Source organism: Glaciimonas sp. OK215 (assembly GCF_057787885.1).
The window spans coordinates 1,778,656-1,803,409 of sequence record NZ_CM173544.1; the positions used below are offsets into that span (position 1 = coordinate 1,778,656).

Genomic DNA, 24,754 nt, shown 5'->3' on the forward strand with positions numbered 1-24,754 from the left:
TTTACGAGTACGAGCAAAGGAATGCGTGTGAATCAGCTCAATGAACTGGATTTCGGAACACCACAGCGTGTTTCAGAGACAACCGTCACGATCGAAATCGATGGCGTGGAAGTCAAGGTAGCGGCTGGCACCTCGGTGATGCGCGCAGCGGTTGAGGCGGGCGTGAATGTGCCCAAGCTATGCGCGACCGATAGCCTGGAGCCGTTCGGCTCCTGCCGTTTGTGCTTGGTCGAAATCGAAGGCCGCAAGGGCTATCCCGCGTCCTGCACGACGCCGTGCGAGCCCGGCATGAAGGTCAAGACCCAGACGCCGAAACTGGCCGACATCCGCAAAGGCATGATGGAGCTGTACATCTCCGACCATCCGCTCGATTGCCTGACCTGCCCGACCAACGGCAACTGCGAATTGCAGGACATGGCAGGCGTGGTCGGCTTGCGCGAGGTACGCTACGGCTACGACGGAAAAAACCATCTGAAGATGGAAAAAGACGAATCCAACCCGTATTTCACCTATGACGCCTCCAAGTGCATTGTCTGTAACCGTTGTGTGCGCGCTTGCGAAGAAACCCAGGGCACGTTCGCGCTGACGATATCCGGGCGCGGTTTCGAGTCGCGCGTCTCGGCCGGCCAGGATCAGCCTTTCATGGAATCGGAATGTGTCTCCTGCGGTGCCTGCGTCGATGCCTGCCCGACCGCCACGCTGACCGAAAAGACGGTCATCATGATGGGCCAGGCCGAACACAGCAAGATCACGACCTGCGCGTATTGCGGCGTTGGCTGCTCGTTCAAGGCCGAGATGAAAGGTAATGAAGTGGTGCGCATGGTGCCGAACAAGGATGGTCACGCCAACCATGGCCACTCCTGCGTCAAGGGCCGTTTTGCGTGGGGCTACGCGACCCACCAGGACCGCATGCTGAAGCCGATGATCCGCAAGAACATCACCGATCCATGGCAGGAAGTGTCGTGGGACGAAGCGGTGAATTACGCAGCGTCCGAATTCCGTCGCATCCAGGCCAAGCATGGCAAGGATTCGATCGGCGGCATCACTTCGTCACGCTGCACTAACGAAGAAACCTATCTGGTCCAGAAACTGGTGCGCGCCGCGTTTGGAAATAACAATGTGGACACCTGCGCCCGCGTCTGCCACTCACCCACCGGTTATGGCTTGAAGCAGACGCTGGGCGAATCGGCCGGCACCCAGACCTTCGATTCCGTGATGAAAGCCGATGTCATCATGATCATCGGCGCCAATCCTGCTGCGGCACACCCGGTTTTTGCATCGCAAATGAAACGCCGCCTGCGCCAGGGCGCGAAGCTGATCGTGATCGATCCGCGCACCACCGAAATGGTCAAGTCGCCGCATGTCCAGGCCGATTACCATTTGAAACTGATGCCGGGCACCAACGTCGCCGTCATCACCGCGCTCGCGCATGTGATCATGAGCGAAGGCTTGTTCGACGCTGCATTCATCGCTGAACGCTGCGAGGAACAGTCGTTCAAGGATTGGCAGCAATTCGTGCTGCAACCCGACAATTCGCCGGAAGCAACCGAGGCCATCAGCGGCGTGCCCGCGGCAGAACTGCGCGGCGCAGCCCGCCTGTTCGCTGCCGGCGACAACGGCGCGATTTACTATGGCCTGGGGGTGACCGAGCATTCGCAAGGCTCGACCATGGTGATGGGAATCGCCAATCTGGCCATGGCAACCGGGAACGTCGGGCGCGAAGGCGTCGGCGTCAATCCGTTGCGCGGTCAGAACAATGTGCAAGGTGCCTGCGACATGGGTTCCTTCCCGCATGAATTGCCCGGCTATCGGCATATTTCCGACACTACCGTGCGCACGGAATTTGAACAGGCCTGGCAATGTACGCTGGATCCGGAACCGGGTCTGCGCATCCCCAACATGTTCGACGCGGCGCTCGACGGCACCTTCATGGGCCTGTATTGCGAAGGCGAAGACATTGTCCAGTCCGATCCGAACACCCAGCATGTCACCGCCGCGCTGGCCGCGATGGAATGTATCGTGGTGCAGGACCTGTTCCTGAACGAAACCGCCAAGTACGCCCATGTCTTCCTGCCGGGTTCATCGTTCCTCGAAAAGGACGGCACCTTCACCAATGCGGAACGCCGCATTTCCCGGGTGCGCAAAGTCATGCCGCCAAAAGCCGGCAAGTCGGATTGGGAAGTAACGGTCGCATTGTCGAACGCGCTGGGCTATCCGATGCACTACAAGCACCCGTCCGAAATCATGGCCGAAATCGCCGCACTGACGCCGACTTTCCGTGGCGTCAGCTATAAAAAAATCGACCAGCTCGGCAGCATTCAATGGCCGTGCAACGACGACGCGCCGGACGGTACGCCAACCATGCATATCGGTGAATTCGTGCGCGGCAAGGGCAAGTTCATCAATACCCAGTTCTTCGCCAGCGCTGAAAAAGTCACCCGCAAGTTTCCGCTGATCCTGACCACCGGACGGATCCTGTCGCAGTACAACGTCGGCGCCCAGACGCGGCGCACCGACAACAACCAGTGGCACAGCGAAGACCGTCTGGAAGTCCATCCGCACGACGCGGAAGAACGCGGCATCAGGCAGGACGACTGGGTCGGCATTGAATCGCGCGCCGGGCAAACGGTGTTGCGCGCGACCATCACCGACCGGGTGCAACCGGGCGTGGTGTACACGACGTTCCACTTCCCCGAATCCGGCGCCAACGTGATCACGACCAACAATTCCGATTGGGCCACCAACTGCCCGGAATACAAGGTCACTGCGGTGCAGGTGATGCCGGTCACGCAACCGTCGGAATGGCAAAAGAAATACAGCCGCTTTTCGGATCAGCAGTTGAAGCTGTTGCACCCCGAGCGAAGCGGAGATGCGCAGCAGCTCACGGTTTCCGCGAAGTAAATGCCCGATGCAAATTGAAAAAAGGATGCAGCAATGAATGCGGATAGCCTCATCACGATGGTGAATCAGATCGGTGGGTTTTTCGAAACCATGCCTGACCGGCAACAGGCCTTGAAGGATATTGCCGGGCACCTGAAATCGTTCTGGGAGCCGAGGATGCGGCGCTCCCTGCTGCAATACGTTGACGAACACGGCGGGGTGGAACTCAAGGTCATTGTTCTGGACGCGGTGCAGATGCACAGAGCATCGATTCTCTAAGATGAGCGGAAAAGTCATCCTGCTGGCGGATCAGCGCTACCTGAACCAGGTGCCGCGTGTTCCGTCGCAACTCGAAGCGCCTGCCGGCTTGCTTGCCGATGCACTTGCGCGTCCGCTGCGGGATTTGCGTATTTCGGTCACCGACCGTTGTAATTTCCGCTGCGTGTACTGCATGCCGAAAGAGGTTTTCGACAGCGCCTATGCATTTCTGCCACGCAGCTCGCTGCTGTCTTTCGAGGAGGTGCTGCGGATTGCAAGAATCGCTGTTGCGCATGGCGTGGAAAAAATCCGGCTGACCGGGGGCGAGCCGTTGCTGCGCCGGCACATCGAACAATTGATTGCGGCGCTCAGCGCATTGAAAACGCCAGACGGCCGTGGCCTGGACCTGACCTTGACCACCAACGGCGCGTTGCTGGGAAAAATGGCCCAGGCGTTAAAAGACGCCGGATTGAAACGCGTCACCGTGTCGCTCGATGCGCTCGATGACGCCACCTTCCAGCGCATGAACGATGTCGATTTTCCGGTGGCGCAAGTGCTGGGCGGGATCGATGCCGCCCATCGCGCCGGCCTCGGCCCGATCAAAATCAACATGGTCGTGAAACGCGGCATGAACGATCAGGAAATCGTTCCGATGGCGCGCCACTTTAAAAACTCGCCTTGCATACTGCGCTTTATCGAATACATGGATGTCGGGTCATCCAATGGCTGGCGCATGCAGGAAGTGCTGCCGTCGGCTGAAGTAGTGCGCCGCATCAGCGCGGTCATGCCGCTTGAAAAAATCGAGAAAAATGACGCGGCAGAGACCGCAGAACGCTGGCGCTATCGGGACGGCGCAGGAGAAATCGGTGTGGTCTCCAGCGTGTCGCAAGCGTTCTGCCATGCGTGCACCCGCGCACGCCTGTCAACGGAAGGCAAGCTGTATACCTGCCTGTTCGCAAGCGGCGGCCATGATGTGCGCGCACTGATGCGCGCAGGCCGCAGCGATGAAGAAATTTCCACCGTCATTGCCCATCTGTGGCGTGCCCGTACAGACCGGTATTCGGCTTTACGCACAATTCACACCACGGAACCGGAAGCCGGCGTCAGGAAAGTCGAGATGTCGTATATCGGCGGTTGAGCACCCGCCGCATAAATTGATCGCGGTCAAGAACCTGAATAATTCCCTCGCCGCGAGCAACGCTTTGGACAAGTGCTTGCAGTAACTTATGCCTTGAGAAAAATAAACTGAGTTGTACGATCGCAGCCGTAATTCAACATCATGGGTACTTTACAAAAATCATCAGGAAATGCAGGAGACGAGAAAAAATGAGTAAGAAGACAGTGACGAGAGCATGCGCTTTCATCATCGGCGCAAGCAGTGCGGGCTTTGCAGGTTCTGCGGGCGCGCAATCCACCAATCAGCAGTTGACGCAGCAGATCGAGACCCTGCAAAAGCAGCTGGAGATGCTCAGAGCGGACCTGAATCAGGTGTCTGCGCAACAAAAGGCGCAGCCGCAAGCGCAAGCCGCACCTGTCGTTGCCGAGAATCACGCATTTCTCGAACGCAAACCGGGCGACGGCATCACATTCCTCACGCGCGGCGGTGAAGTTTCGCTGTACGGCAATCTCGATATGTCGGTGGATGACACCACCAAGGGTATCGGTCACAAGGTGGCGCCGGATGGCTCTACACCGGCGGGTAACAATGGCTGGATGCCGGCAATTTCAACCAACCTTGCGTATGTGGGGGTGCGCGGCTTCCAGTCTCTGGGCGGTTTTCCTGCCAAATTTGTGTATCAGCTTGAAACGCAAATCGATATATCGGCAGCGTCCGGTACGAATGGCAGCAATAGCAATACCAGCAATGTCGTCAAGGGCGGCCTGACTTCCCGCAACAGCTTTATCGGCCTGGCCTCGCCGACTTGGGGCGCGCTAAAAGTCGGCAAGACCGATGCGCCTTACAAGACGTCCACCGCGTCCATGAATCCGTTCTCGGGGATGCTCGGCGATTACGCGGTCATCATGGGCAATACCGGCGGCGACAACCGCGTCGAATTCGGAACGCGCGTGGATCATGCGCTATGGTACGAATCGCCCAACTGGCATGGCGTTACCCTGAGCGCCCTGATTTCTCCGGGGCAAAACCGCGCCAGCGACAATAGCAATCTGGCCGCCGGCGAGGCGGATTGCACCGGGGGCAATATTCCCGGCAGTGGCGGAACGCCGGTCGCCTGTAGCGACGGCTCGTTTGGATCCCTTTACAGTGCCAGTGCCGGATATCGCAACGGCGGTCTGTATTTGACCACCGCTTATGAGCTGCACAAGAAGGTCAACCGTACCAGTGACCTTGGAACATTTGACCCGAACGACATAGCGAACGAGAGCGCCGCAAAGATCGGCATCCAATACGCATTCCCGACCGGGACAACGATCAGCGCCATTTATGAAAGCATGAAACGGAATGTGCCCGGCTACCTGGATTTTCAAAACGAGCGCACTCGGAAGGGTACCTGGCTTGCAGTAAGCCAGGCACTGTCGGACAAAGACAGTCTGCATTTCGGCTGGGCCCATGCGTATAAATCGCCTGGCGATCCTGGCACGCATAACACCGACGGCGGCGCCAATCCCAATAATGCCGCCAACATGTACACGCTGGCCTGGAAACACCAGGTGGACAAGCAGTTCAGCATCTATGCAGATTATGCGATGACAGTTAACGGCGCCGATGCACACTACGATTTGGGTGCCGGCGGCCGGGGCGTCACTACCGATTGCCACGATGCGTCGAATCCCGACACTACCGGTTTCGATCCGAACGGGAATGGACCGCATTGCTGGGCCGGCGGCAGATTGCAAGGCGTCAGCGTGGGTATGAAGTACATATTCTGATTGTTTCCTGTCCCGCGTGGCCCGGACAGCAACGCTATCCGGGCCATATTTCATTGTGTGCCTTCTCATCATTCGATTAACAGGAAGTTCAATATGCGACGCCAACGTAACGCCAAAATAATCGCCACCCTCGGTCCGGCAAGTTCCAGCGCCGAGACGATCCAGGCCTTGTTTGAAGCCGGAGCCGATGTGTTCCGTTTTAATTTCAGTCACGGTTCGCACGCGGACCACCAGGCCCGTCATGAAATCGTGCGTGCGGTGGAGCGCAAACTTGGCCGCCCGATCGCAATCCTGGCGGACCTGCAGGGACCCAAGTTGCGCATCGGTGCCTTTGCCGTCAGTAAAATCATGCTGACGGCGGGGGACGAATTCGTGCTCGACCGCGATCCGTCGCCCGGCACGGTGCGGCGCGTGTGCCTGCCGCATCCGGAGCTGTTCGACGCCATCGCGCCCGGGCAGTCGCTGTTGCTGGACGACGGCAAGCTGCGCCTGCAAGTGCTGGCCAGCGACGGACAGCGGATTCGCACCCGCGTGATCACCGGCGGAGCGCTGTCCGATCGCAAGGGTGTCAACGTGCCCGACGCGGTGTTGCCGATTCCGGTGCTGACGGAGAAAGACCGGCGCGATCTGGCCTTCGCCTTGTCCTTGGGAGTCGAGTGGGTGGCCTTGTCGTTCGTGCAGCGTCCCGAAGATTTGCTGGAGGCGCGTGAACTGGTCGGCGGCCGCGCCAGCCTGATGACCAAGCTGGAAAAGCCGCAGGCACTCGATCAACTGGAAGAAATTGTACGTCTGTCGGATGCGGTCATGGTGGCGCGCGGCGATCTTGGCGTCGAGCTGCCGCCGGAGCGCGTGCCGGGCGCGCAAAGGCGCATCCTGCGGGCTTGCCGTCAGCACGGCAAACCGAGTATCGTCGCCACCCAAATGCTCGAATCGATGATAACCGCCCCGACGCCGACACGGGCCGAGGCATCCGACGTGGCCGGTGCGATCTACGACGGCGCCGACGCCGTCATGTTGTCGGCTGAATCCGCCAGCGGCAGCTATCCGGTAGCGGCGGTCTCGATGATGGATCGCATCATTATCGAAGTAGAGCAGGATCCGCTGTATCGCAACCTGATCGATGCGCAGCACGAATTGCCGATGCCGACGCGCGGCGATGCGATCTGCTCAGCCTTGCGCAATGTCACCAACATCATCGGCGCAGCGGCAACCGTGACGTACACCACTTCCGGACATACCAGCCTGCGCGCAGCCCGCGAGAGGCCTACGGCGCCGATTCTGAGCATCACGCCGAACCTGGCCACGGCACGGCGTCTGGCCCTGGTATGGGGCGTCCATTCCACGGTCAGTGCCAATGTACGCAACGTGGATGACATGGTGGAAACCGCCTCCCGTGTGGCGCGTGAAGAGGGATTTGCGCGCGTCGGCGACCAGATCGCCATCACCGCCGGCATGCCGTTCGGCCAACCGGGCAGCACCAACCTGTTACGGATTGCGGAAATCGCGGCCTGAGCCTTACTAATTCGTTAATAAATAGGGCAAAAATCGCCCGACAATAAGGATAAGGCGTCACAAATGCGCGCAAGGCTGCAGCCTTGCTGTGCTATGTTCCTTGTCTCGCGTCGATTTCGACCTATTTAATTCTTGAACGAATTAACAACTCAAGACACTAGCTTATGAAAATCATCGTATTGGGAGCCGGCATAGTCGGCACCGCTTCGGCCTGGTTCTTGCGCAAGGCCGGGCATGATGTCAGTGTCATCGAACGCCAGCCCGGTGCGGCGCAGGAAACCAGCTTTGCCAACGGTTGCCAGATTTCCGTCTCGCATGCGGTGCCGTGGGCCAATCCTTCCGCACCGATGAAGATATTCAAATGGCTGGGCCAGGAAGATGCACCTTTGCTGTACCGCTTCCGTCCCGAATGGCTGCAGTGGAAGTGGGGGCTGAATTTTCTGCGCGAATGCACGCCCGCACGTACCGCAAGCAATATTCGCCAGATCGTCGCCATCGCGGAATACAGCCGGCAAACGCTGCAAGCGCTACGGGCCGAAACCGGTATCGAATACGATTGCCTGACGCGCGGCATTCTGCATTTTTATACCGATCAGAAGGATTTCGACGCGTCCCTGCCGGCCGCCAGATTCATGCGCGATCTCGGCTGTCAGCGCGAATCGATCAGCGCCGATGAAGTCGTCAAAATCGAACCGGCGCTAGCCGATAGCCGCGCCAGAATTGTCGGCGGCGATTTCACTGCCACCGACGAATCCGGCGACATCTACAAATTCACGACGGGATTGGCTGCCAAGGCCGCGGAAGCGGGCGTCGATTTCCGCTTCAACACTACCATCACACGCTTGCTGAGCGCCGGTGCATCGGCGAAGATCAGCGGCGTCGAAATCATTGACGCGGAAGGACGCCACCAGGTGCTGCGCGCCGATGCGTTCGTGGTGGCGCTGGGGAGTTTTTCGGTGGCGCTGCTCAAGCCCTTGGGCATCGACCTGATGATCTATCCAGGCAAAGGCTATTCGGCCACTTTCCGCGTTACAGATCGGGACGCCGCACCATCGGTATCCCTGACCGACGACGCCTACAAGCTGGTGATGTCGCGCCTGGGCGATCGCCTGCGCGTGGCGGGAACCTGTGAGTTCAACGGCTATACGCGCGAACTGAACGCCACGCGCTGCGACATCATCACCCGCCGCACGCGCGAACTGTTTCCGCAGGCGTGCGACTACGGCAATCCGGTTTTCTGGGCCGGCCTGCGGCCATTGACCCCGTCCAACGTGCCTTACATCGGTGCGACCAGGTTCAGCAATCTGTTTCTGAACACCGGCCATGGCACGCTGGGCTGGACCATGGGTTGCGGCTCGGGCCGGGCGATTGCCGATATCGTCTCGGGCCGGACGCCGGAGGTCGACTTTGCATTTACCCGAATGCCGCATCGGGCGGATCGGTTGGTTGACGTTTCCGTGCAAAATTAAGAAAAATTTCAACTATCCGTTCGGACTGAGTAGCCGCGTAGCGGCGTATCGAAGGCGCACCGACGTATGTGTGCTTGCTTGGCTACGCCCTGAAGGGCTACTCAGCACGAACGGTTTTCCTTGTGCATTAACGGAACAGCATTGGGCTTTTACACCAGGTTTCAACGCAAAACAGTTGGTTCGAAAATGATCCAACCGTCCTTCCGATTTTCCGGTATCCCGCAGCCTGCATTTTTTTGCAGTCGATTTCAGCAAGAGAATATTCGAACGACACGCAATCGTCGTCACAGCGAAGTACGACCTCAATATCTACACCGGACAGCACCAGTACGGAGCCCTGGTGCGACGTATGCGTGCGGTGAAATTGCGTCATGATCCCTTGGTGGTGCGGATAAATGGAGTAAGAAAAAACTCAGCGCACAAAACTGCCGGCTTTGCCAAGCATCGTGATTTCCACGAACTGGCTGCCGCTATGGTTGCGCGGCCCATAGTTGACCGTCAATCCGCCCAGATCGGCGTGCTTCATCGATTCCAGCGCATGCACGAAATTTTCGCGGGTCAGATGGCGGCCGGCACGGCGCAGGCCTTCCACCAGCACCTTGGCGGACACGAAGCCCTCCATCGCCGCATACGACACGGTGGCAGCGTTTCCTTGTGCCGCGGCCTTGAACTCCCGGCCCAGGACACTGGACACCAGTTGGGGGGCGGGCGTGACCTGTGTCACGAGGATGCCAGTCGCTGCCGGACCCAGATCCCTGACGAATTCTTGCGACGAATTATTCGACAGCGTCATGATCTGCATGCTGCCGCCTTGCGCCCGCAGCTCCTTGATTATTTCAACCGTGTTCTGGCCGGAACTGACGATGATCAGTGCCGCGGGCCTGGCTGCGATCAGCCTGGCGGCAGTGGCTTTCATGTCCGGCTTCAGCCGTGGAAACAGCGCGACGATGGCCGGCGTCAATTGACGCGCCGCCATGCCTTTGTTAAATCCGGCCAGTCCGTCCTGGCCCAGGGGATCCTCTTTGTCATACGTCAGCAAGCCGATCTTCGTGATGCCGACGGTAGTGAAGTGCTCGATGGCCTTGAACACTTCATCCTGATATTTGGCGCGTACATTGAACAGCCAGGGGTTGACGGGCGTATGGAATATTTCTGCACCTGTGCTCGGTGCGACGAGTGGTATCTGGTGCTTTTCCAGTAGCGGCAGGATGGCCTCGGTTTGCGGTGTGCCCCGGCTCTGGAATAACGCGAACACATGGTCTTGCGAAATGAGTTTTTCCGCATTGGCTGCAGCCAGGGCAGGCAGGAACTTGTCGTCGACAATGCGCAATACAATCTTGCGGCCATTGACCCCGCCCTGCCGGTTGACGCCGGCAATATAGGCACGTGCGCCTTCGTTCATTTCTTTGACGGCGCTGGCAACCGTCCCGCTCAGCCCCACGGTCTGACCGATCAGAATACTATCCTCGGTGATGCCATCTTCGGCAAAGGCCGTCATCGCAATACTTGCCGCCAGGCCTGCGGTTATCCGTCTTTTCCAGCGCATATTCATCGATTTTTTCCGCAAAGGAGACTGATTGAAGTGCAATTTGAGCGTCGCTCACTGCGCACGGAATGAGGAGCGGAATGAGATGCAGACAGGCGCGGCAATCGCGACGTTCAGAAGCCCGTGCAGGCCCCCGAACGCCGCCGATACAAGACCGGTGTCTTAAACCGCCTGTGCCAAATGCAAAGCGGCCACCTGCTCCGGATTGTAGCCCAGGCTCGCCAGCACTTCGTCGGTATGCTCGCCCAGCAATGGCGAGCCGGTGATTTCGACCGTGGTATCCGAGAACTTGATCGGGCTGCCGACGGTCAGGTATTTGCCGCGGGCCTTGTGATCGACCTCGGTAATGGTCCCGCTGGCGCGCAGCGACGGATCGGCGGCGATTTCCTTCATCGACATCACCGGCGAGCAGGGAATGTCGAATTTGCGCAAGATATCCACCGCTTCGAACTTGGTTTTATCCTTGAGCCAGCGTTCGATCACCGCAAAGATATCGAAGATCTTGTCCTGCCGCGCCGCCGCCGTGTTGTAGGCCTTGTCCTCGATCCATTCTTCCTTTCCCAGCGCCTTGCAGATCGGCGCCCAGGCATGGCCCTGGATGGTGAAATAGATATACGCGTTCGGATCGGTTTCCCAGCCCTTGCACTTGAGCACCCAGCCCGGCTGGCCGCCGCCGCCGGCATTCCCGCCGCGCGGCACGACGTCGGTGAATTTGCCATGCGGATATTGCGGATACTCCTCCAGGTAACCGATCCGGTCCAGCCGTTGCTGGTCGCGCAACTTGACGCGGCACAGGTTCAGGACGCTGTCCTGCATCGAGACCGCCACCTTCTGGCCCTTGCCGGTTTTTTCCCGGCCGATCAAGGCCGTCAGAATGCCGATCGCCAGGTGCATGCCGGTATTGGTGTCGCCGAGCGCGGCGGCACTTACCGTCGGCGGACCATCCCAGAAACCGGTGGTGGACGCCGCGCCGCCGGCGCATTGCGCGACGTTTTCGTAGACCTTCAGGTCTTCGTAATGGTGGCCGTCGCTAAAACCCTTGACCGAGGCGACGATCATCTTCGGATTGAGTGCGTTGATGCGTTCCCAGGTGAAGCCCATGCGGTCCAATGCGCCCGGCCCGAAGTTCTCGACCAGGACGTCGGATTCCTTGATCAGCTTTTCCAGGACTTCCTTGCCCTCGGGCTTCTTGGTGTCCAGCGTCAGCGATTTTTTATTGCTGTTCAACATCGTGAAATACAGCGCATCGACATCCGGAATGTCACGCAACTGACTGCGCGTGACGTCGCCCGAGCCGGGGCGTTCGACCTTGATGACGTCGGCGCCGAACCAGGCCAGCAGCTGGGTGCAGGCGGGGCCGGCTTGCACGTGGGTGAAATCGATAATCTTGATTCCGTCTAGTGGCTTGCTCATGATGGATAATTTCCTTTATGACGTTAAATGGCTTATTTCTTGGTCGCGCTGCTTTGCGGATTCAGATTGGTCAGGCGGCCGCTCTCGGTGCCCGCTGCTTCGTCGATGACGGCGTTGATGAGCGCCGGTTTGCCTGCCGCGATCGCTGCGGTCAAGGCCTGCGTCATTTCAGCCGGCGTGGTGACGTGGTAACCGATGCCGCCGAAGGCTTCGATCATCTTGTCGTAGCGCGCGCCCTTGACGAACACGGTCGGGGCGACGTCTTTGCCGCCGGTCGGGTTGACGTCGGTGCCGCGGTAGACGCCGTTGTTGTTGAAGATCACGGAGACGATCGGCAGCTCGTAGCGGCAGATGGTCTCGAGTTCCATGCCGGAAAAGCCGAAGGCGCTGTCGCCTTCGATGGCCACCACCGGCAGGCCGCTGGTGACCGCCGCGCCGATGGCATAGCCCATGCCGATGCCCATGATGCCCCAGGTGCCGGAGTCGAAGCGTTTGCGCGGCTGGTACATGTCGATGATGCTGCGGGCGTAATCGAGGGTGTTGGCGCCTTCGTTGACGACGTTGATGTCCGGGCGGGTCTTGAGCACGTCGCGGATCGCGCGCAGGGCGCTGTGGAAGTTCATCGGCGACGGATTCTGGTCGAGGGTGGCCGCCATCTTCGCCAGGTTTTTCTGTTTGCGTTGGGCGATCGCGCCGGTCCATTCGACGCCGGGCTTGCTGAAACCGGCATCGATGCCGGCCAGCAGCGCCGCTACGCAGGAGCCGATGTCGCCGATCACGGGTGCTGCGATCGCCACGTTGCTGTCGATTTCGGTGGGCGAGATGTCGATCTGGATGAATTGTTTCGGTGCACCCCAGGTTTTACCCTTGCCGTGGGCCAGCAGCCAGTTCAGGCGGGCGCCGATCAGCACCACGACGTCGGCTTCGGCCAACACGAAGGAGCGGGCGGCGGCGGCCGATTGCGCATGCGTGTCGGGCAGCAGGCCTTTGGCCATCGACATCGGCAGATACGGGATGCCGGTTTGTTCGATCAACGCACGGATGTCGGCGTCGGCCTGGGCGTAGGCCGCGCCTTTGCCGAGCAGGATCAGCGGACGCTTGGCGCCTTTCAGCAGGTCGAGCGCACGCTGGACCGATTCCGGCGCCGGGAGTTGACGCGGTACCGGGTCGACCACGCGCACCAGCGATTGTTTGCCGCGTGCGGCGTCGAGCGACTGCGCCAGCAATTGCGCCGGCAGGTCCAGATAGACGCCGCCGGGACGGCCGGACACGGCCGCACGAATCGCGCGCGCAATGCCGATGCCGATATCTTCGGCCTTGTTGATGCGGTAGGCGGCTTTGGCGTACGGCTTGGCCGCATTCAGTTGATCCATTTCTTCGTAATCGCCTTGTTGCAGGTCGACGATTTCGCGTTCGCTGGAGCCGCTGATGAGGATCATCGGGAAGCAGTTGACGGTGGCATTGGCCAGCGCTGTCAGGCCGTTCAGGAAGCCGGGGGCGGACACGGTCAGGCAAATCCCCGGCTTTTGCGTCATGTAGCCGGCGATGGCCGCCGCATTGCCGGCGTGTTGTTCGTGCCGGAAGCCGATGAAGCGCATTCCTTCGGCCTGGGCCAGGCGCGCCAGGTCCGTGATCGGAATGCCGACCAGGCCGAAGATGGTGTCGATGTCGTTGTGTTTCAGGGCGTCGATGACCAGGTGGAAGCCGTCGGTCAGGGCGCCTGTGGGGGTCTGGAATTCTTCTGGTTGCAGGTCGTTTTTCATGATGAAATCTTTTTCTCCGTTTCAAGTGGAGCCATCATAGCGAGCCGCCCCTGCAGCGCTCATTGACCGCGGTCAATTTTCGACGCATTATGTTTGCCATCTTTCATCCAGCCGTTTTCCTCCCGGCGTTCTCTTCCCATGTCGTCAGTCGATCATCATCCCGAACGCAATGTCATCCGCGTCCAGCTCAAGCAGAATGTGGTTTTGAAAGGCTTGAACGAACGTGAAATCATGGAGTTGGAGCCGCACCTGACGGTGGTGGAGTGCCAGAAAGGCGACTTCCTGCTGCATCAGGGAGTGCACGAGATGGAGCAGTATTTCGTCCTCGATGGCATTTTGAAGCGGGTGGTGGCCAATCAGCAGGCCAAGGAGATGATCCTGCGTTTTTCGCATAGCCGCGACATGGAGACCAGTTATGCGGCCTGGCGCCTGAAGACGCCGACGCCGTACAGCATCGTGTGCGTGACCAAGGCGCGCGTGGTGAAACTGCCTCTGCCGCAGTGGGTGGCTTTCATCGAGACCCATACGCCGGTCAAACAGGCGTTCGAGTATGAGGTGATGCGCCTGATGAGTGAAATCATGGCGCATACGATTACGCTTCACTTGCTCGATGCGCCGGGGCGTGTGCATCGCTTCCAGAGGAAACATGCGGATCTGTTTGATCTCATTCCTAAAAAGGAACTCGCTTCTTATCTGAATATCTCGCCGGAGACGCTTTCCAGGTTGAAGCATCAAGGGAAAATTTGAGGGGCACAGTGTTCCGACCTATTAAAGTCGAAAACATGATCGTACATCTTCTATGTCGACGCTTCGCCAGCATGAGGGCGCTCGGTACATTTGTAGGCGTATAAAACAAGTCCGTTTTTCACGGTGCTTCCTTGTCGGCATCTTCACGAATGGCAGGTAGACGCTCCAACAACTGCGGCAAGGCCGTCTGCACGGTCTCCCACACCATATCGAGATTGATATCGAAGTACCCATGCGCGACGCGATTGCGCATTCCCTTCATGCTCCGCCACGGCAAGTCTGGGTGTTGTTCGAGGAAGTCACCGTAGTTCTGTAGCAGCTTCGTTGCAGCTTCGCCAATGATGACGATATTCAGGATCACGGCTTGCTGAGTACGCTTGTCCATAAGGAAATCATCCTTGCCAATACCCTCGATGTAGCTGCACGCCTGCCGTGCCGCTTCCAGCATGTGTTCGAGATAGTCGGGTAGGCGGTTCTCACTCATACAGGGAGGGCCTCTGCAAGCACCTGAGCACGGAACTTCGACGGCAAGTCGCCGGGTGTTAGCAAATCGACCGGTACGCCGAGGAGTTCTTCCAATTCGACTTGCAGGCCTCCAAGGTCAAATAGGGTTGCACCGGGCAAGGCGTCCACCAGCAAATCAAGGTCGCTGCCGTCTCGGTCATCGCCATGCAGGGCGGAGCCGAACACGCGAGGGTTGGCCGTGCGGAAGCGAGCGGCTGCTTCGCGCACCATGACACGCTTTGATTCAAGTGCCACAGATGGTTTCATTTCGGATTTCCTTGTGGAGCGATGACGTATGTATAGACCATATCTCAATTGTCCATAAACTTAAACTCTATGGAGTATTTCTTCAGAGTTAACGTCGGCACGACGCGGGCCGCAGCTTTCGCACGGCGATCAAAATCGTGGGCAACTAAGATGCCGCGCACTATTTTGCCACGGGCCTATCAATGCTTTCGACTTTCATGACCTGTTTTTGACTTTAATTGCGAGGAATATACAGCGAAAGTCATGCCTGTCTATTAATAATGCAAAATACCCTGCACCGGCAATCTCCCGGTCGTCCCTGCAACACTTTGCGCAAGGGTACACGGCGTAATCCAGTAGCCAGCCCGGATTACCTCGTCGACCATCTTTGCGACTGGCTGATTCGACTCTTTCTGAATGCCGAATCGGCCCGACTGTAAAAACTTCCCCCAGGTCCGTCATGGTATTCATATCGCCCATATCAGATATGGGAACTCCTGATTGGAAATGCACATCCTTTGCAGGTATATTGCGCTGCAACAAAGGAATTCTAATTGACTAGGAGTGCGTTTATGTTTGCAGCGACGAGAGCCATACTAACCGGAAACAAGGGCGGCCAAAATGCCCCGCAGCGCAAGCGTATTACGCTTGACTCGATCCTGGCTGTGTTGTTCGCAGTCAAGTTGCGCGAATCGCTTGACGCGAAGATCGCGGGCGACAAGTCAGACGCTGCCTGGACCTGGGGCCTGTAAGACAAGCAATGAGTAAGATTACGCCATAGATTTACAGGTAACGGATGAAGGGCGTAATCCTCTGTCTCAATGACTCAGCAGCACCACCTTTGGTGCAAACAGCAATATTTTGACGGGCCACGCAACGCCGCATCAGTTCAGGCTGAGAACACGGCATTCCAGATGGCTGGAGCAGGCTACGCTCCCATCAACGCCCGCATATGCGCAGCCGTCCCGCTCGCCAGGCCATCCAGACTATATCCGCCCTCAAGAATCGAGACAATGCGCCCGTCGCACGACGCATCGGCGATACGCATTAACCGTTCGGTAATCCAGTAAAAATCCTCATCCTCAAGATTCAATCCAGCCAGCGGGTCCAGGCGGTGGGCATCGAAGCCGGCCGAGATGATCAGGAGCTCGGGATTGAAGCGGCGTAGCGCCGGCAGCATTTCAGCTTCAATCCGGGATCGGAACAGTGCCGAATCGCAGCCGCGGGGCAATGGCAGGTTGACGATATTCCGGTTCACGCCGGTTTCCGATTCGGCACCGGTACCGGGATAAAAAGGCGCCTGGTGGCTGGATGCATAAAACAGTTCGGGCCGATTGTAAAAAGCCGCCTGGGTGCCGTTTCCATGATGCACGTCGAAGTCGACCACCGCCACGCGTTCCAGCCGGTAGGCATCGACCGCATAGGCTGCGGCGATCGCGGCCTGATTGAAAATGCAGAATCCCATCGCCCTGGCCGCTTCCGCATGATGACCACAGGGACGGGTGGCGCAGAAGACCTTGCGGATGTCCGCGTCGGCCGCGCTGTCCATCACCGCATCAACGCCCGCGCACGCTGCGCCGACACAGCGCAGCACGGCTTGCCACGAGCCCGGCGACATGACCGTATCGCCGCCGTCGAGCGCCACGTAGCCGTGTTGCGGAGCAAGCTGCGCGACCTCTTCGATATATGCCGGAGCGTGGATCAATTGCAGCTGGTCGCGGGTGCCCATCGGCGCATCGCGCCATTCCAGGGCCGCGAATTCGGGCGCATGCAGCGCGCGCAATACTGCCTTCAGACGGTCCGGCGATTCCGGATGACCTGGGCCGGGGCGATGTTCCAGGCATGCCGCATGAGAGTAGACCAGGGTCGTCATGGCGTTCAGTCCGCCCACCGTTTGCCGGTGTTCGCCCAATCCTCGCATCCGGCATCCTGGAAAGCGATGCCCGCCGATTCGGCGCCACAGGCCGGGGCCGCACAGTTCGCCTCGGTCATGGCCGTGACGAAGGCGCGCTTTGGTTCGAACCTGCGGCCGTCAAATAACTCTTCAAATAATTGCACATCGGTGCTGGACATGGGTTTCCTTTACGGTTGCTTTGCGTTTAATCCGGGGCTGCTCCATATGGACGCCAAGGAAATGCCGGCGCTATCCGGTATTCCGCAAGCCGGCCGCGATCCCATTGATGGTCAAATGGATGGCGCGATGTACGCGCTCATCGGTTCCGGCCAGCCGATGCCGCTTCAGCAATTCGACCTGCAAATGATTCAGCGGATCAAGATAAGCAAAGCGGCATTCTATCGATCGCGCCAGTCGCGGGTTGCCGGCCAAAGGCTGTTTGGCGCCGGTGACGAGTGCCAGGCATGCAAGGGTTGCCGCATGCTCGTCCGCGATGCGCTGGAATATGCGGCGGCGCAGCGGCCGGCTGGCGACCAGTTCCGCGTAGCGCGATGCGACCGCGAGATCGGTTTTGACCAGCACCATTTCCATATTTGAAATCAGCGTTGCAAAAAACGGCCATGCAGCAAGCATCGCACGCAAGGTCGCGATCTTTTCCTTTTTTTCTTTGGCGCCGCCCTCCTGCAACCAGGACGACAGCGCGCTGCCGAAGCCATACCAGCCAGGCAGCAGCAGACGGCACTGGCCCCATGAAAACCCCCATGGGATCGCGCGCAGGTCTTCGATGCGGCGCAGCGATTTGCGCGAAGCGGGACGTGAGCCGATATTCAGTTCGGCGATTTCCGCAATCGGTGTGGAGGAAAAAAAATAATCGGTGAAGCCCGGCGTTTCATAGACCAGTTCGCGGTATGCGCTGTAGGCACGTTCGGATAATTCTTCCATCACCTGTTCAAACATCGCCAGCTTTTTCGTGTGATGATCGCCGCCGGCTTGCGGAATCAGGCTTGCCTCCAATGTGGCGGCGACCAGCAGTTCCAGGTTGCGGCGGCCGATTTCCGGATTGGAAAATTTCGACGCGATGATCTCGCCTTGTTCGGTCAATCGAATCTGGCCGTTGACGGTGCCCGGCGGTTGCGCCAGGATCGCTTCATAGCTGGGGCCGCCGCCGCGTCCGACGGTGCCGCCGCGCCCGTGAAACAGGCGCAGCTTGACCCCGGCGCGGTCGAATACGTCGACCAGGCACGTTTCGGCTTTATACAATTCCCAGTTCGACGTGAGAAAACCGCCGTCCTTGTTGGAGTCCGAGTAACCCAGCATCACTTCCTGCACGTAGCCTTGCCGGCCGATCAGGCGGCGCACTTGCGGGATTGCCATCAGGCTTTCCATGATGCCTGCGGCACAGCGCAGATCCGGAATAGTCTCGAATAGCGGCACCACCATCAAGCTCATTTCCGCGTCCGTCGACTGTTCGGTCTGGTCATTCCACTGGATGCGCAGCAGGCCGGTTTCCCGTTGCAGCAACAGCACTTCCAGCAAATCGGACACGCTCTCGGTGTGCGAAATAATGTAGTTGCGGATGGCGCGCTCGCCGTAGCGCAGGCGGATTTCACTGGCGGCATGCAGGATCGCCAGTTCCGAATCGGTCTCATCCGAGTAGCTGAGATAAGGCGAATACAGCAGGCGCGGCTTACACAGTTCGTCCAGCAGCAATGCGACTTTTCCGCGCTCCGGCAAAGCGTCGTAGCGTTGCTCCACCCTGGCGCGGGCAAATAATTCGGTCAGCACCCGCTCGTGCACGTCGGAACTCTGACGCATGTCCAGCGTGGCGAGATGGAAACCGAAAATCTCGGAGGCGCGCTTGAGCATCGCCAGACGCGGTTTGATCAGCGCCGTCCCGTGATGCAGCTTGAGCGAGCTCACCAATATCTGCAGATCGCCGTTGAAATCCGCCGCACTGGCATACGGCGGCGCGGGACCGACTTCCCGGCGCAGGACGATGCTGCTACCCAAAGCGCGCGTCGTCGCCGCCAGCCGTGCATAGATGCCGATCAGCGCGCGCCGGTAAGGTTCCTCGGCGCGATGGACCGACAGGTCGGGCGAGATGTTGGCCAGGGCCTGCAGCTCCGGACTGACATTCACCAGCAAGCTCGATACCGATAATTCGGCGCCGAGCGCGTGCACTTCTTCCAGGTAGAAATCGAGGATGGTGCTCGATTGGCGCGCCAGCGCATGCCGCATCGTTGCCGCGTTGACGTTCGGATTGCCGTCGCGGTCGCCGCCTATCCAGCTCGACATCTGCAAGAACGGCGGCAGTTCGGCATGCACGACCGCTTGTTTCGGCTGCTGCGGAAAGCGCGCACTGATTTCCTCTTCAATATCATCGTAGAGCGCCGGCAGCTCACGCAGGAAGGTCTGGCGGTAATAGGATAGTGCGTTATCGATTTCGTCTTCGACCGCCAGCCTCGACGAGCGCAGCAGCCGGGTCTGCCACAAGCTGGCGACGCGGGCTTGCAGCAGCGCGCTATTGCGCTTGCGTTCGTTCGGTGTCAACGCCAAGTCGCGCTCGGCCAGCAGACGCGCGATGTCATGTTCGGCATCCAGGATGCTTTTGCGCTGGACCTCGGTCGGATGGGCGGTCAATACCGGAGAGATCAAGGCATTCTTGAGAAAACTCCGGACCGCAGCGCCTGCTATGCCGGCAGCGTCGAGTTGCGCCAACGCATGGCCGATGCTCCCCGGTTGCGCCACGGCGCCGGCCAGCAAGGCCGCGCGCCGCAGCCGGTTATGGTGCTGGTCTTCTGCAATATTCGACAATTGTGAGAAATACGAAAACGCGCGGACGACCGCAATGGTTTGTGCACGCGTCAATTTTTTCAGCAATTTGTTGAGCTCGCCGCCGGCCTGAACGTTCGACTCGCGCCGAAAGCGCACGGCAGTCTGCCGAATGGTTTCGACCACATCGAAAACCAGCTCGCCTTCCTGCTCGCGCAACACGTCGCCGAGGAGACGGCCCAGCATGCGGATATCTTCTTTCAACGGGGCGTCCTGGTCAGCGGCGTTGGCCGCTGCAACGCATTTACTCTTGCCCGCAGGCGCCACGGAAAGCCGGTTTTCCAACAGATCGAGGTTTTTCATGATGAGGACAATTCAATGTGATGAGCGATCTGTCGGGAAATTGCCGGCAGCTCAGATCACACGTTCTTCGCGCAACCCCGCAATCTGATCCTGGCTATAGCCAAGTTGCGCCATCACCTCGTCGGTGTGCTCGCCCAGCAGCGGCGAGCGCGTCACGTCGGTGCTGCTGTCGGACAGTTTGATCGGATTACCCACCGTCAGGTACTTGCCGCGCGTCGGATGATCGACCTCGACGATGGTGCCGGTTGCGCGCAGCGACGGCTCCTCGGCGATTTCCTTCATCGATAGAATCGGGCCGCACGGGATGTCGTACTTGTTGAGAATATCCATCGCCTCGAACTTGTCCTTGGTCATGGTCCATTGCTCAATGCGCGCGAAGATCGGCTTGAGGTGCAGCAGGCGCGCCGCCGGCGTGGCGTAAGCCTCGTCGGCGATCCAGCTTTCCTCTCCGATCACCTTGCACACCGCGGGCCAGACGGCGCCCTGCGTGATGAAATAAATGTAGGCGTTCGGGTCCGTCTCCCAGCCCTTGCACTTCAGGATCGAGCCGGGCTGGCCGCCACCGGAGGCATTCCCGGCGCGTGGCACGGCGTCGCCAAAATGCTGGTCGGGATACTGCGGATACTCCTTCATCACGCCGGTCTGTTCCAGCCGTTGCTGGTCGCGCAGCTTGACGCGGCACAGGTTGAGCACGCTGTCCTGCATCGCCGCCAGCACCTTCTGTCCGCGTCCGGTGCTGTTGCGCTGGTAGAGCGCCGCAATAATCCCCAGCGCAAGATGCAGGCCGGTGCCGCTGTCGCCGATCTGCGCGCCGGTCACCATCGGCGGACCATCGTCGAAGCCGGTGGTCGAGGCCGAACCCCCGGCGCATTGCGCGACGTTTTCGTACACCTTGCAGTCCTCGTAGGGTCCCGGACCGAAGCCTTTGACCGAGGCGACGATCATGCGCGGATTGAGTTCCTGAATCCGCTCCCAGGTGAAGCCCATGCGATCCAGCGCGCCGGGCGCAAAGTTCTCGACCAACACATCGCAGGTCTTGATCAGCTTTTCGAGCACCTCCTTCCCTTTCGGTTTCTTGGTGTCCAAAGTGACCGAACGCTTGTTGTGGTTAAGCATCGTGAAGTACAGGCTGTCCACGCCGGGGATGTCACGCAACTGGCCGCGTGTAGCGTCCCCTTCTCCGGCACGCTCGACCTTGATCACATCGGCCCCGAACCAGGCCAGCAACTGGGTACAGGTCGGTCCCGACTGCACATGCGTGAAATCGAGAATGCGGACACCGTCTAATGCTTTGCTCATACTTGTCTCCTGGAGTTCGTTATCTCTCTATGGCTTGGGAACGTGCGCTTGGGCGCAGCGTCGCCTCAGATGTCGCCATCATAGCGACCGGGTCGACCGGCCGGCATTGACCGCAGTCAATTTTCGTCGAATTTTGTGAAGTAATCGTCATTTTTGTATACCTTGACACCGTTGCATGTTAATCAATCAATCCTTTGATTTTTCTGGCTTTTTCAGCGCAGCCTTAAGTTCCGCATAGCATGCCTAAACAGCATGCCTAGATCGCAAGCATGATTTTTCCGATATGCGTGCTGGTTTCCATCAGCGCATGGGCCTGGGCCGCCTGCTCGAGCGGAAAGGTCCGGTAGATCACCGGGCTAATTTTTCGGGATGCGAGCAAAGGCCAGATACGCGCATGCAGTTGCGCCGCGATGGCGGCCTTGAACGCGACCGGACGCGGGCGCAAGGTCGAACCGGTAATCGTCAGACGCCGCAGCAGAATCTGCCCCAGATTGACGGTCGCCTTCCCGCCGCCGAGCAACGCGATGAATACCAGCCGTCCGTCATCGGCCAGGCAGTTGATCTCGCGCGCCACGTAATCGCCGCCGACCATATCAAGGATCACGTCGACACCTTTACCGGCGGTGGCCGACTTGACGATCTCGACAAAATCCTCGGTCCGGTAATTGATAGCGCGTTGCGCGCCAAGCTTTTCGCAGGCACGGCATTTCTCATCCGAACCGGCGGTGGCGAACACCCGGTGGCCGAGCGCAGTCGCGATCTGGATGGCAGTGACGCCAATGCCGGAGGTACCGCCTTGCACCAGCAAGGTCTCGCTGCCCGACAGTTTTACCCGATCGAATACATTGCTCCATACGGTAAAAAATGTTTCCGGCAACGACGCGGCCTCGACCATACTGAATCCCTGCGGCGACGGCAGACATTGCCCTATCGGTGCGACGCAATATTCAGCATAACCACCGCCTTGCACCAGCGCACAGATCGCATCGCCTTGCTTGAATCCGCTGCCGGTCAGATCACCGCCCACAATTTCCCCTGCCACTTCCAGCCCCGGAAGATCGGATGCGCCAGGAGGAACAGGATAATTTCCGCTGCGCTGCAAGACATCTGGCCGATTTACTCCGGCTGCATGAACTTTTATCAAGAGTTGGCCCGGTTCGGGCGTGGGGATGGGACGCTCGCAGAGTTGCAATACGTCTGGTGGGCCTGGCTGGGTGATTTCAATGGCACGCATGGGTTTCCCTTTTGATAAAAAATTGCCGTGGTTTCTGAGTTTAAGAGGGAATCCCTGATGCCGCATTGACTGCGGTCAATCTTGCTGAACAAGCCACGTCTTCCGTCGTGGCATTTTCGGCATTCGCGATCGAACACGTGCTGCCGGTTCCAATCGCGAACTGTAAACATCATTCAACCGCCTTCACCATATCCTCGATCACCTTCTTCGCATCCCCGAACACCATCATGGTCTTGTCCATGTAGAACAACTCATTGTCCAGCCCGGCATAGCCGGACGCCATCGAACGCTTGTTGACGATCACGGTCTTGGCTTTGTAGGCTTCCAGGATAGGCATGCCGGCAATCGACGACTTCGGATCCTTGGCGGCCGGATTCACCACGTCGTTCGCGCCCAGCACCAGCACCACATCGGCCTGGCCGAATTCGCTGTTGATGTCTTCCATCTCGAACACCTGGTCGTACGGCACTTCAGCCTCGGCCAGCAGGACGTTCATGTGGCCCGGCATGCGCCCCGCCACCGGGTGGATCGCAAACTTGACGGTAACGCCTTTGTGCGACAGCTTTTCGGCCAGTTCCATCAGCGCGTGCTGCGCCCGCGCCACGGCCAGGCCGTAGCCGGGCACGATGATGACGGTTTCGGCATTCCCCATCAGGAACGCGGCATCGTCGGCGGAGCCGGCTTTCACCGGGCGTTGGCCTTGCGCCGCGCCCGGTGTCGCGTCAGCGGGAGCGCCGCCGAAGCCGCCCAGGATCACGTTGAAGAACGAACGGTTCATCGCACGGCACATGATGTAGGACAGGATCGCACCGCTTGATCCGACCAGCGAACCGGCAATGATCAGCATCGCATTGTTCAGTGAAAACCCGATCCCGGCCGCGGCCCAGCCCGAATAGCTGTTCAGCATCGAGACCACCACCGGCATGTCCGCGCCGCCGATCGGGATGATGATCAGCACGCCCAAGACGAAGGCGATGATGGTCATCAGGATGAACGGCAGCCAGGATTGGGTCAGCACAAAGATAATGCCCAGACCGAGCATCGCCACCGCCAGCAGCAGGTTGATGAAATGCTGGCCCCGGAAGCTGACCGGCGCGCCCTGGAACAGGCGGAATTTATACTTGCCCGACAGCTTGCCGAACGCAATCACCGAACCGGAGAAGGTGATCGCACCGACGAAGGTGCCGATGAACAACTCGATGCGGTTGCCGACCGGCAACGCGTCGCCATGCGCCGCGATGCCGAAGGCCCACGGCTCGGAGACTGCTGCGACCGCGATACAGACGGCGGCCAGACCGATCAGCGAGTGCATCGCCGCGACCAGTTCCGGCATCTTGGTCATTTCGACTCTTTTAGCCAGGAAGGCACCGATGCCGCCGCCGACCACCAAGCCGATCAGCACCAGTCCGAAACCCAGGCCGGTACTGCCGGCTTGCGTCTTGAGTTTGATGATCAGCGCGATGGTGGTGATCGCGGCGATCGCCATGCCGCTCATGCCGAACACATTCCCGCGCCGTGCCGAGGATGGATGCGACAGACCCTTCAAGGCCTGGATGAAACACACCGAGGCGATCAGGTAGAACATCGTCACCAGGTTCATGCTTACGAATGCCATGCTCATGATTTGGCTCCCGCTAAGTCGGTTTTAGGGAGCGCCACTGCTTTCGGTTCTTTCTTCTTGAACATTTCCAGCATCCGCTGGGTGACCAGGAAACCGCCGAAGACATTCACGGCGGCCAAGGCCACCGCAAGTGTCCCGGCAACCTGGCCGACGATGCCTTCGGTCAGTCCGGCGGCCAGCATCGCGCCGATGATGATGATCGCGGAAATCGCGTTGGTGACCGCCATCAGCGGCGTATGCAAGGCCGGTGTGACGGTCCAGACCACGTGGTAACCGACGTAGATCGCCAGTACGAAGATGATCAGGTTGGTGATGGTGTGGGTGACTTCCATGATGGGTTTTCC

At 59.2% G+C, this 24,754-nt stretch carries 20 protein-coding genes; 8 read left to right on the top strand and 12 right to left on the bottom strand.

The annotated features are described in order from the left end of the window. Positions 1 to 27 precede the first annotated feature (27 nt). The 6 genes from fdhF to AC3CHX_RS08085 all read left to right on the top strand — a co-directional run bounded on the left by fdhF (position 28) and on the right by AC3CHX_RS08085 (position 9,008). A complete protein-coding gene (gene fdhF / locus AC3CHX_RS08060) occupies positions 28 to 2,901 on the top strand; it encodes a formate dehydrogenase subunit alpha (RefSeq protein ID WP_488643526.1) in 2,874 nt (957 codons plus the stop codon). Positions 2,902 to 2,934: 33 nt separating this feature from the next. Beyond that, positions 2,935 to 3,159, top strand: coding sequence for a formate dehydrogenase subunit delta (locus AC3CHX_RS08065; RefSeq protein ID WP_488643527.1), 225 nt, complete (start codon positions 2,935 to 2,937; stop codon positions 3,157 to 3,159). Between the two features lies 1 nt (position 3,160). Next, positions 3,161 to 4,276 (top strand): GTP 3',8-cyclase MoaA, encoded by a 1,116-nt coding sequence (gene moaA, locus AC3CHX_RS08070; protein ID WP_488643528.1) that lies wholly within the window; start codon positions 3,161 to 3,163, stop codon positions 4,274 to 4,276. A 188-nt stretch (positions 4,277 to 4,464) separates the two neighbouring features. Further along, positions 4,465 to 6,027, top strand: coding sequence for a porin (locus tag AC3CHX_RS08075; protein ID WP_488643529.1), 1,563 nt, complete (start codon positions 4,465 to 4,467; stop codon positions 6,025 to 6,027). A 93-nt stretch (positions 6,028 to 6,120) separates the two neighbouring features. Further along, positions 6,121 to 7,539 (top strand): pyruvate kinase, encoded by a 1,419-nt coding sequence (gene pyk, locus AC3CHX_RS08080; RefSeq protein WP_488643530.1) that lies wholly within the window; start codon positions 6,121 to 6,123, stop codon positions 7,537 to 7,539. 164 nt (positions 7,540 to 7,703) lie between these two features. Further along, positions 7,704 to 9,008 carry a D-amino acid dehydrogenase gene (locus tag AC3CHX_RS08085; RefSeq protein ID WP_488643531.1) on the top strand — a complete coding sequence of 435 codons (1,305 nt, stop codon included), beginning with the start codon at positions 7,704 to 7,706 and terminating at the stop codon, positions 9,006 to 9,008. Between the two features lie 412 nt (positions 9,009 to 9,420). Here the strand turns inward: AC3CHX_RS08085 and AC3CHX_RS08090 are convergent, their stop codons facing one another. The 3 genes from AC3CHX_RS08090 to oxc form a co-directional block, all read right to left on the bottom strand. Further along, complete coding sequence (locus AC3CHX_RS08090) at positions 9,421 to 10,560, bottom strand: ABC transporter substrate-binding protein (protein WP_488643532.1); 1,140 nt, start codon at positions 10,558 to 10,560, stop codon at positions 9,421 to 9,423. Between the two features lie 156 nt (positions 10,561 to 10,716). Next, positions 10,717 to 11,967, bottom strand: coding sequence for a formyl-CoA transferase (gene frc / locus AC3CHX_RS08095; protein WP_488643533.1), 1,251 nt, complete (start codon positions 11,965 to 11,967; stop codon positions 10,717 to 10,719). Positions 11,968 to 11,999: 32 nt separating this feature from the next. Then, positions 12,000 to 13,730: an oxalyl-CoA decarboxylase gene (oxc, locus tag AC3CHX_RS08100; RefSeq protein ID WP_488643534.1), complete on the bottom strand. Its 1,731-nt coding sequence runs from the start codon at positions 13,728 to 13,730 to the stop codon at positions 12,000 to 12,002. A gap of 138 nt (positions 13,731 to 13,868) precedes the next feature. Between oxc and AC3CHX_RS08105 the strand changes: the two genes are divergently transcribed. Then, positions 13,869 to 14,477, top strand: coding sequence for a Crp/Fnr family transcriptional regulator (locus tag AC3CHX_RS08105; protein WP_488643535.1), 609 nt, complete (start codon positions 13,869 to 13,871; stop codon positions 14,475 to 14,477). 118 nt (positions 14,478 to 14,595) lie between these two features. Here the strand turns inward: AC3CHX_RS08105 and AC3CHX_RS08110 are convergent, their stop codons facing one another. Then, positions 14,596 to 14,961 carry a HepT-like ribonuclease domain-containing protein gene (locus tag AC3CHX_RS08110; protein ID WP_488643536.1) on the bottom strand — a complete coding sequence of 122 codons (366 nt, stop codon included), beginning with the start codon at positions 14,959 to 14,961 and terminating at the stop codon, positions 14,596 to 14,598. After that, positions 14,958 to 15,248, bottom strand: a complete 291-nt coding sequence (locus tag AC3CHX_RS08115; protein WP_488643537.1) for a nucleotidyltransferase family protein — start codon at positions 15,246 to 15,248, stop codon at positions 14,958 to 14,960. The genes AC3CHX_RS08110 and AC3CHX_RS08115 overlap by 4 nt, the downstream gene beginning before the upstream one ends. Positions 15,249 to 15,799: 551 nt before the next feature. Here AC3CHX_RS08115 and AC3CHX_RS08120 point away from each other — a divergent pair. Next, positions 15,800 to 15,979: a hypothetical protein gene (locus AC3CHX_RS08120; RefSeq protein WP_488643538.1), complete on the top strand. Its 180-nt coding sequence runs from the start codon at positions 15,800 to 15,802 to the stop codon at positions 15,977 to 15,979. 176 nt (positions 15,980 to 16,155) lie between these two features. On the opposite strand, the gene AC3CHX_RS08125 is transcribed toward AC3CHX_RS08120, so the two are convergent. The 7 genes from AC3CHX_RS08125 to AC3CHX_RS08155 all read right to left on the bottom strand — a co-directional run bounded on the left by AC3CHX_RS08125 (position 16,156) and on the right by AC3CHX_RS08155 (position 24,742). Next, positions 16,156 to 17,100: a histone deacetylase family protein gene (locus AC3CHX_RS08125; RefSeq protein ID WP_488643539.1), complete on the bottom strand. Its 945-nt coding sequence runs from the start codon at positions 17,098 to 17,100 to the stop codon at positions 16,156 to 16,158. A 5-nt stretch (positions 17,101 to 17,105) separates the two neighbouring features. Next, the gene (locus AC3CHX_RS08130; RefSeq protein WP_488643540.1) at positions 17,106 to 17,300 is read right to left on the bottom strand and encodes a tautomerase family protein; all 195 of its coding nucleotides are present in this window, start codon (positions 17,298 to 17,300) and stop codon (positions 17,106 to 17,108) included. Positions 17,301 to 17,370: 70 nt separating this feature from the next. Further along, positions 17,371 to 20,256, bottom strand: a complete 2,886-nt coding sequence (gene ppc / locus AC3CHX_RS08135) for a phosphoenolpyruvate carboxylase (RefSeq protein WP_488643541.1) — start codon at positions 20,254 to 20,256, stop codon at positions 17,371 to 17,373. A 51-nt stretch (positions 20,257 to 20,307) separates the two neighbouring features. Continuing rightward, the gene (frc, locus tag AC3CHX_RS08140; RefSeq protein ID WP_488643542.1) at positions 20,308 to 21,555 is read right to left on the bottom strand and encodes a formyl-CoA transferase; all 1,248 of its coding nucleotides are present in this window, start codon (positions 21,553 to 21,555) and stop codon (positions 20,308 to 20,310) included. Positions 21,556 to 21,811: 256 nt separating this feature from the next. Beyond that, complete coding sequence (locus AC3CHX_RS08145; RefSeq protein WP_488643543.1) at positions 21,812 to 22,789, bottom strand: NAD(P)H-quinone oxidoreductase; 978 nt, start codon at positions 22,787 to 22,789, stop codon at positions 21,812 to 21,814. 169 nt (positions 22,790 to 22,958) lie between these two features. Further along, positions 22,959 to 24,404 carry an NAD(P)(+) transhydrogenase (Re/Si-specific) subunit beta gene (locus AC3CHX_RS08150; RefSeq protein WP_488644764.1) on the bottom strand — a complete coding sequence of 482 codons (1,446 nt, stop codon included), beginning with the start codon at positions 24,402 to 24,404 and terminating at the stop codon, positions 22,959 to 22,961. Positions 24,405 to 24,406: 2 nt separating this feature from the next. Then, the gene (locus tag AC3CHX_RS08155; RefSeq protein WP_488629284.1) at positions 24,407 to 24,742 is read right to left on the bottom strand and encodes an NAD(P) transhydrogenase subunit alpha part 2; all 336 of its coding nucleotides are present in this window, start codon (positions 24,740 to 24,742) and stop codon (positions 24,407 to 24,409) included. Positions 24,743 to 24,754 lie beyond the last annotated feature (12 nt).

Bases quoted from the DNA above. Each gene is read 5' to 3' on its own strand.
- AC3CHX_RS08150 (WP_488644764.1), bottom strand. From the start codon at position 24,404: ATGGCATTCGTAAGCATGAACCTGGTGACGATGTTCTACCTGATCGCC.
- AC3CHX_RS08130 (WP_488643540.1), bottom strand. From the start codon at position 17,300: ATGTCCAGCACCGATGTGCAATTATTTGAAGAGTTATTTGACGGCCGC.
- AC3CHX_RS08075 (WP_488643529.1), top strand. From the start codon at position 4,465: ATGAGTAAGAAGACAGTGACGAGAGCATGCGCTTTCATCATCGGCGCA.
- ppc (WP_488643541.1), bottom strand. From the start codon at position 20,256: ATGAAAAACCTCGATCTGTTGGAAAACCGGCTTTCCGTGGCGCCTGCG.
- frc (WP_488643533.1), bottom strand. From the start codon at position 11,967: ATGAGCAAGCCACTAGACGGAATCAAGATTATCGATTTCACCCACGTG.
- frc (WP_488643542.1), bottom strand. From the start codon at position 21,555: ATGAGCAAAGCATTAGACGGTGTCCGCATTCTCGATTTCACGCATGTG.
- moaA (WP_488643528.1), top strand. From the start codon at position 3,161: ATGAGCGGAAAAGTCATCCTGCTGGCGGATCAGCGCTACCTGAACCAG.
- AC3CHX_RS08105 (WP_488643535.1), top strand. From the start codon at position 13,869: ATGTCGTCAGTCGATCATCATCCCGAACGCAATGTCATCCGCGTCCAG.
- AC3CHX_RS08155 (WP_488629284.1), bottom strand. From the start codon at position 24,742: ATGGAAGTCACCCACACCATCACCAACCTGATCATCTTCGTACTGGCG.
- AC3CHX_RS08085 (WP_488643531.1), top strand. From the start codon at position 7,704: ATGAAAATCATCGTATTGGGAGCCGGCATAGTCGGCACCGCTTCGGCC.
- AC3CHX_RS08110 (WP_488643536.1), bottom strand. From the start codon at position 14,961: ATGAGTGAGAACCGCCTACCCGACTATCTCGAACACATGCTGGAAGCG.
- AC3CHX_RS08125 (WP_488643539.1), bottom strand. From the start codon at position 17,100: ATGACGACCCTGGTCTACTCTCATGCGGCATGCCTGGAACATCGCCCC.
- AC3CHX_RS08115 (WP_488643537.1), bottom strand. From the start codon at position 15,248: ATGAAACCATCTGTGGCACTTGAATCAAAGCGTGTCATGGTGCGCGAA.
- oxc (WP_488643534.1), bottom strand. From the start codon at position 13,730: ATGAAAAACGACCTGCAACCAGAAGAATTCCAGACCCCCACAGGCGCC.
- AC3CHX_RS08090 (WP_488643532.1), bottom strand. From the start codon at position 10,560: ATGAATATGCGCTGGAAAAGACGGATAACCGCAGGCCTGGCGGCAAGT.
- AC3CHX_RS08065 (WP_488643527.1), top strand. From the start codon at position 2,935: ATGAATGCGGATAGCCTCATCACGATGGTGAATCAGATCGGTGGGTTT.
- pyk (WP_488643530.1), top strand. From the start codon at position 6,121: ATGCGACGCCAACGTAACGCCAAAATAATCGCCACCCTCGGTCCGGCA.
- AC3CHX_RS08145 (WP_488643543.1), bottom strand. From the start codon at position 22,789: ATGCGTGCCATTGAAATCACCCAGCCAGGCCCACCAGACGTATTGCAA.
- AC3CHX_RS08120 (WP_488643538.1), top strand. From the start codon at position 15,800: ATGTTTGCAGCGACGAGAGCCATACTAACCGGAAACAAGGGCGGCCAA.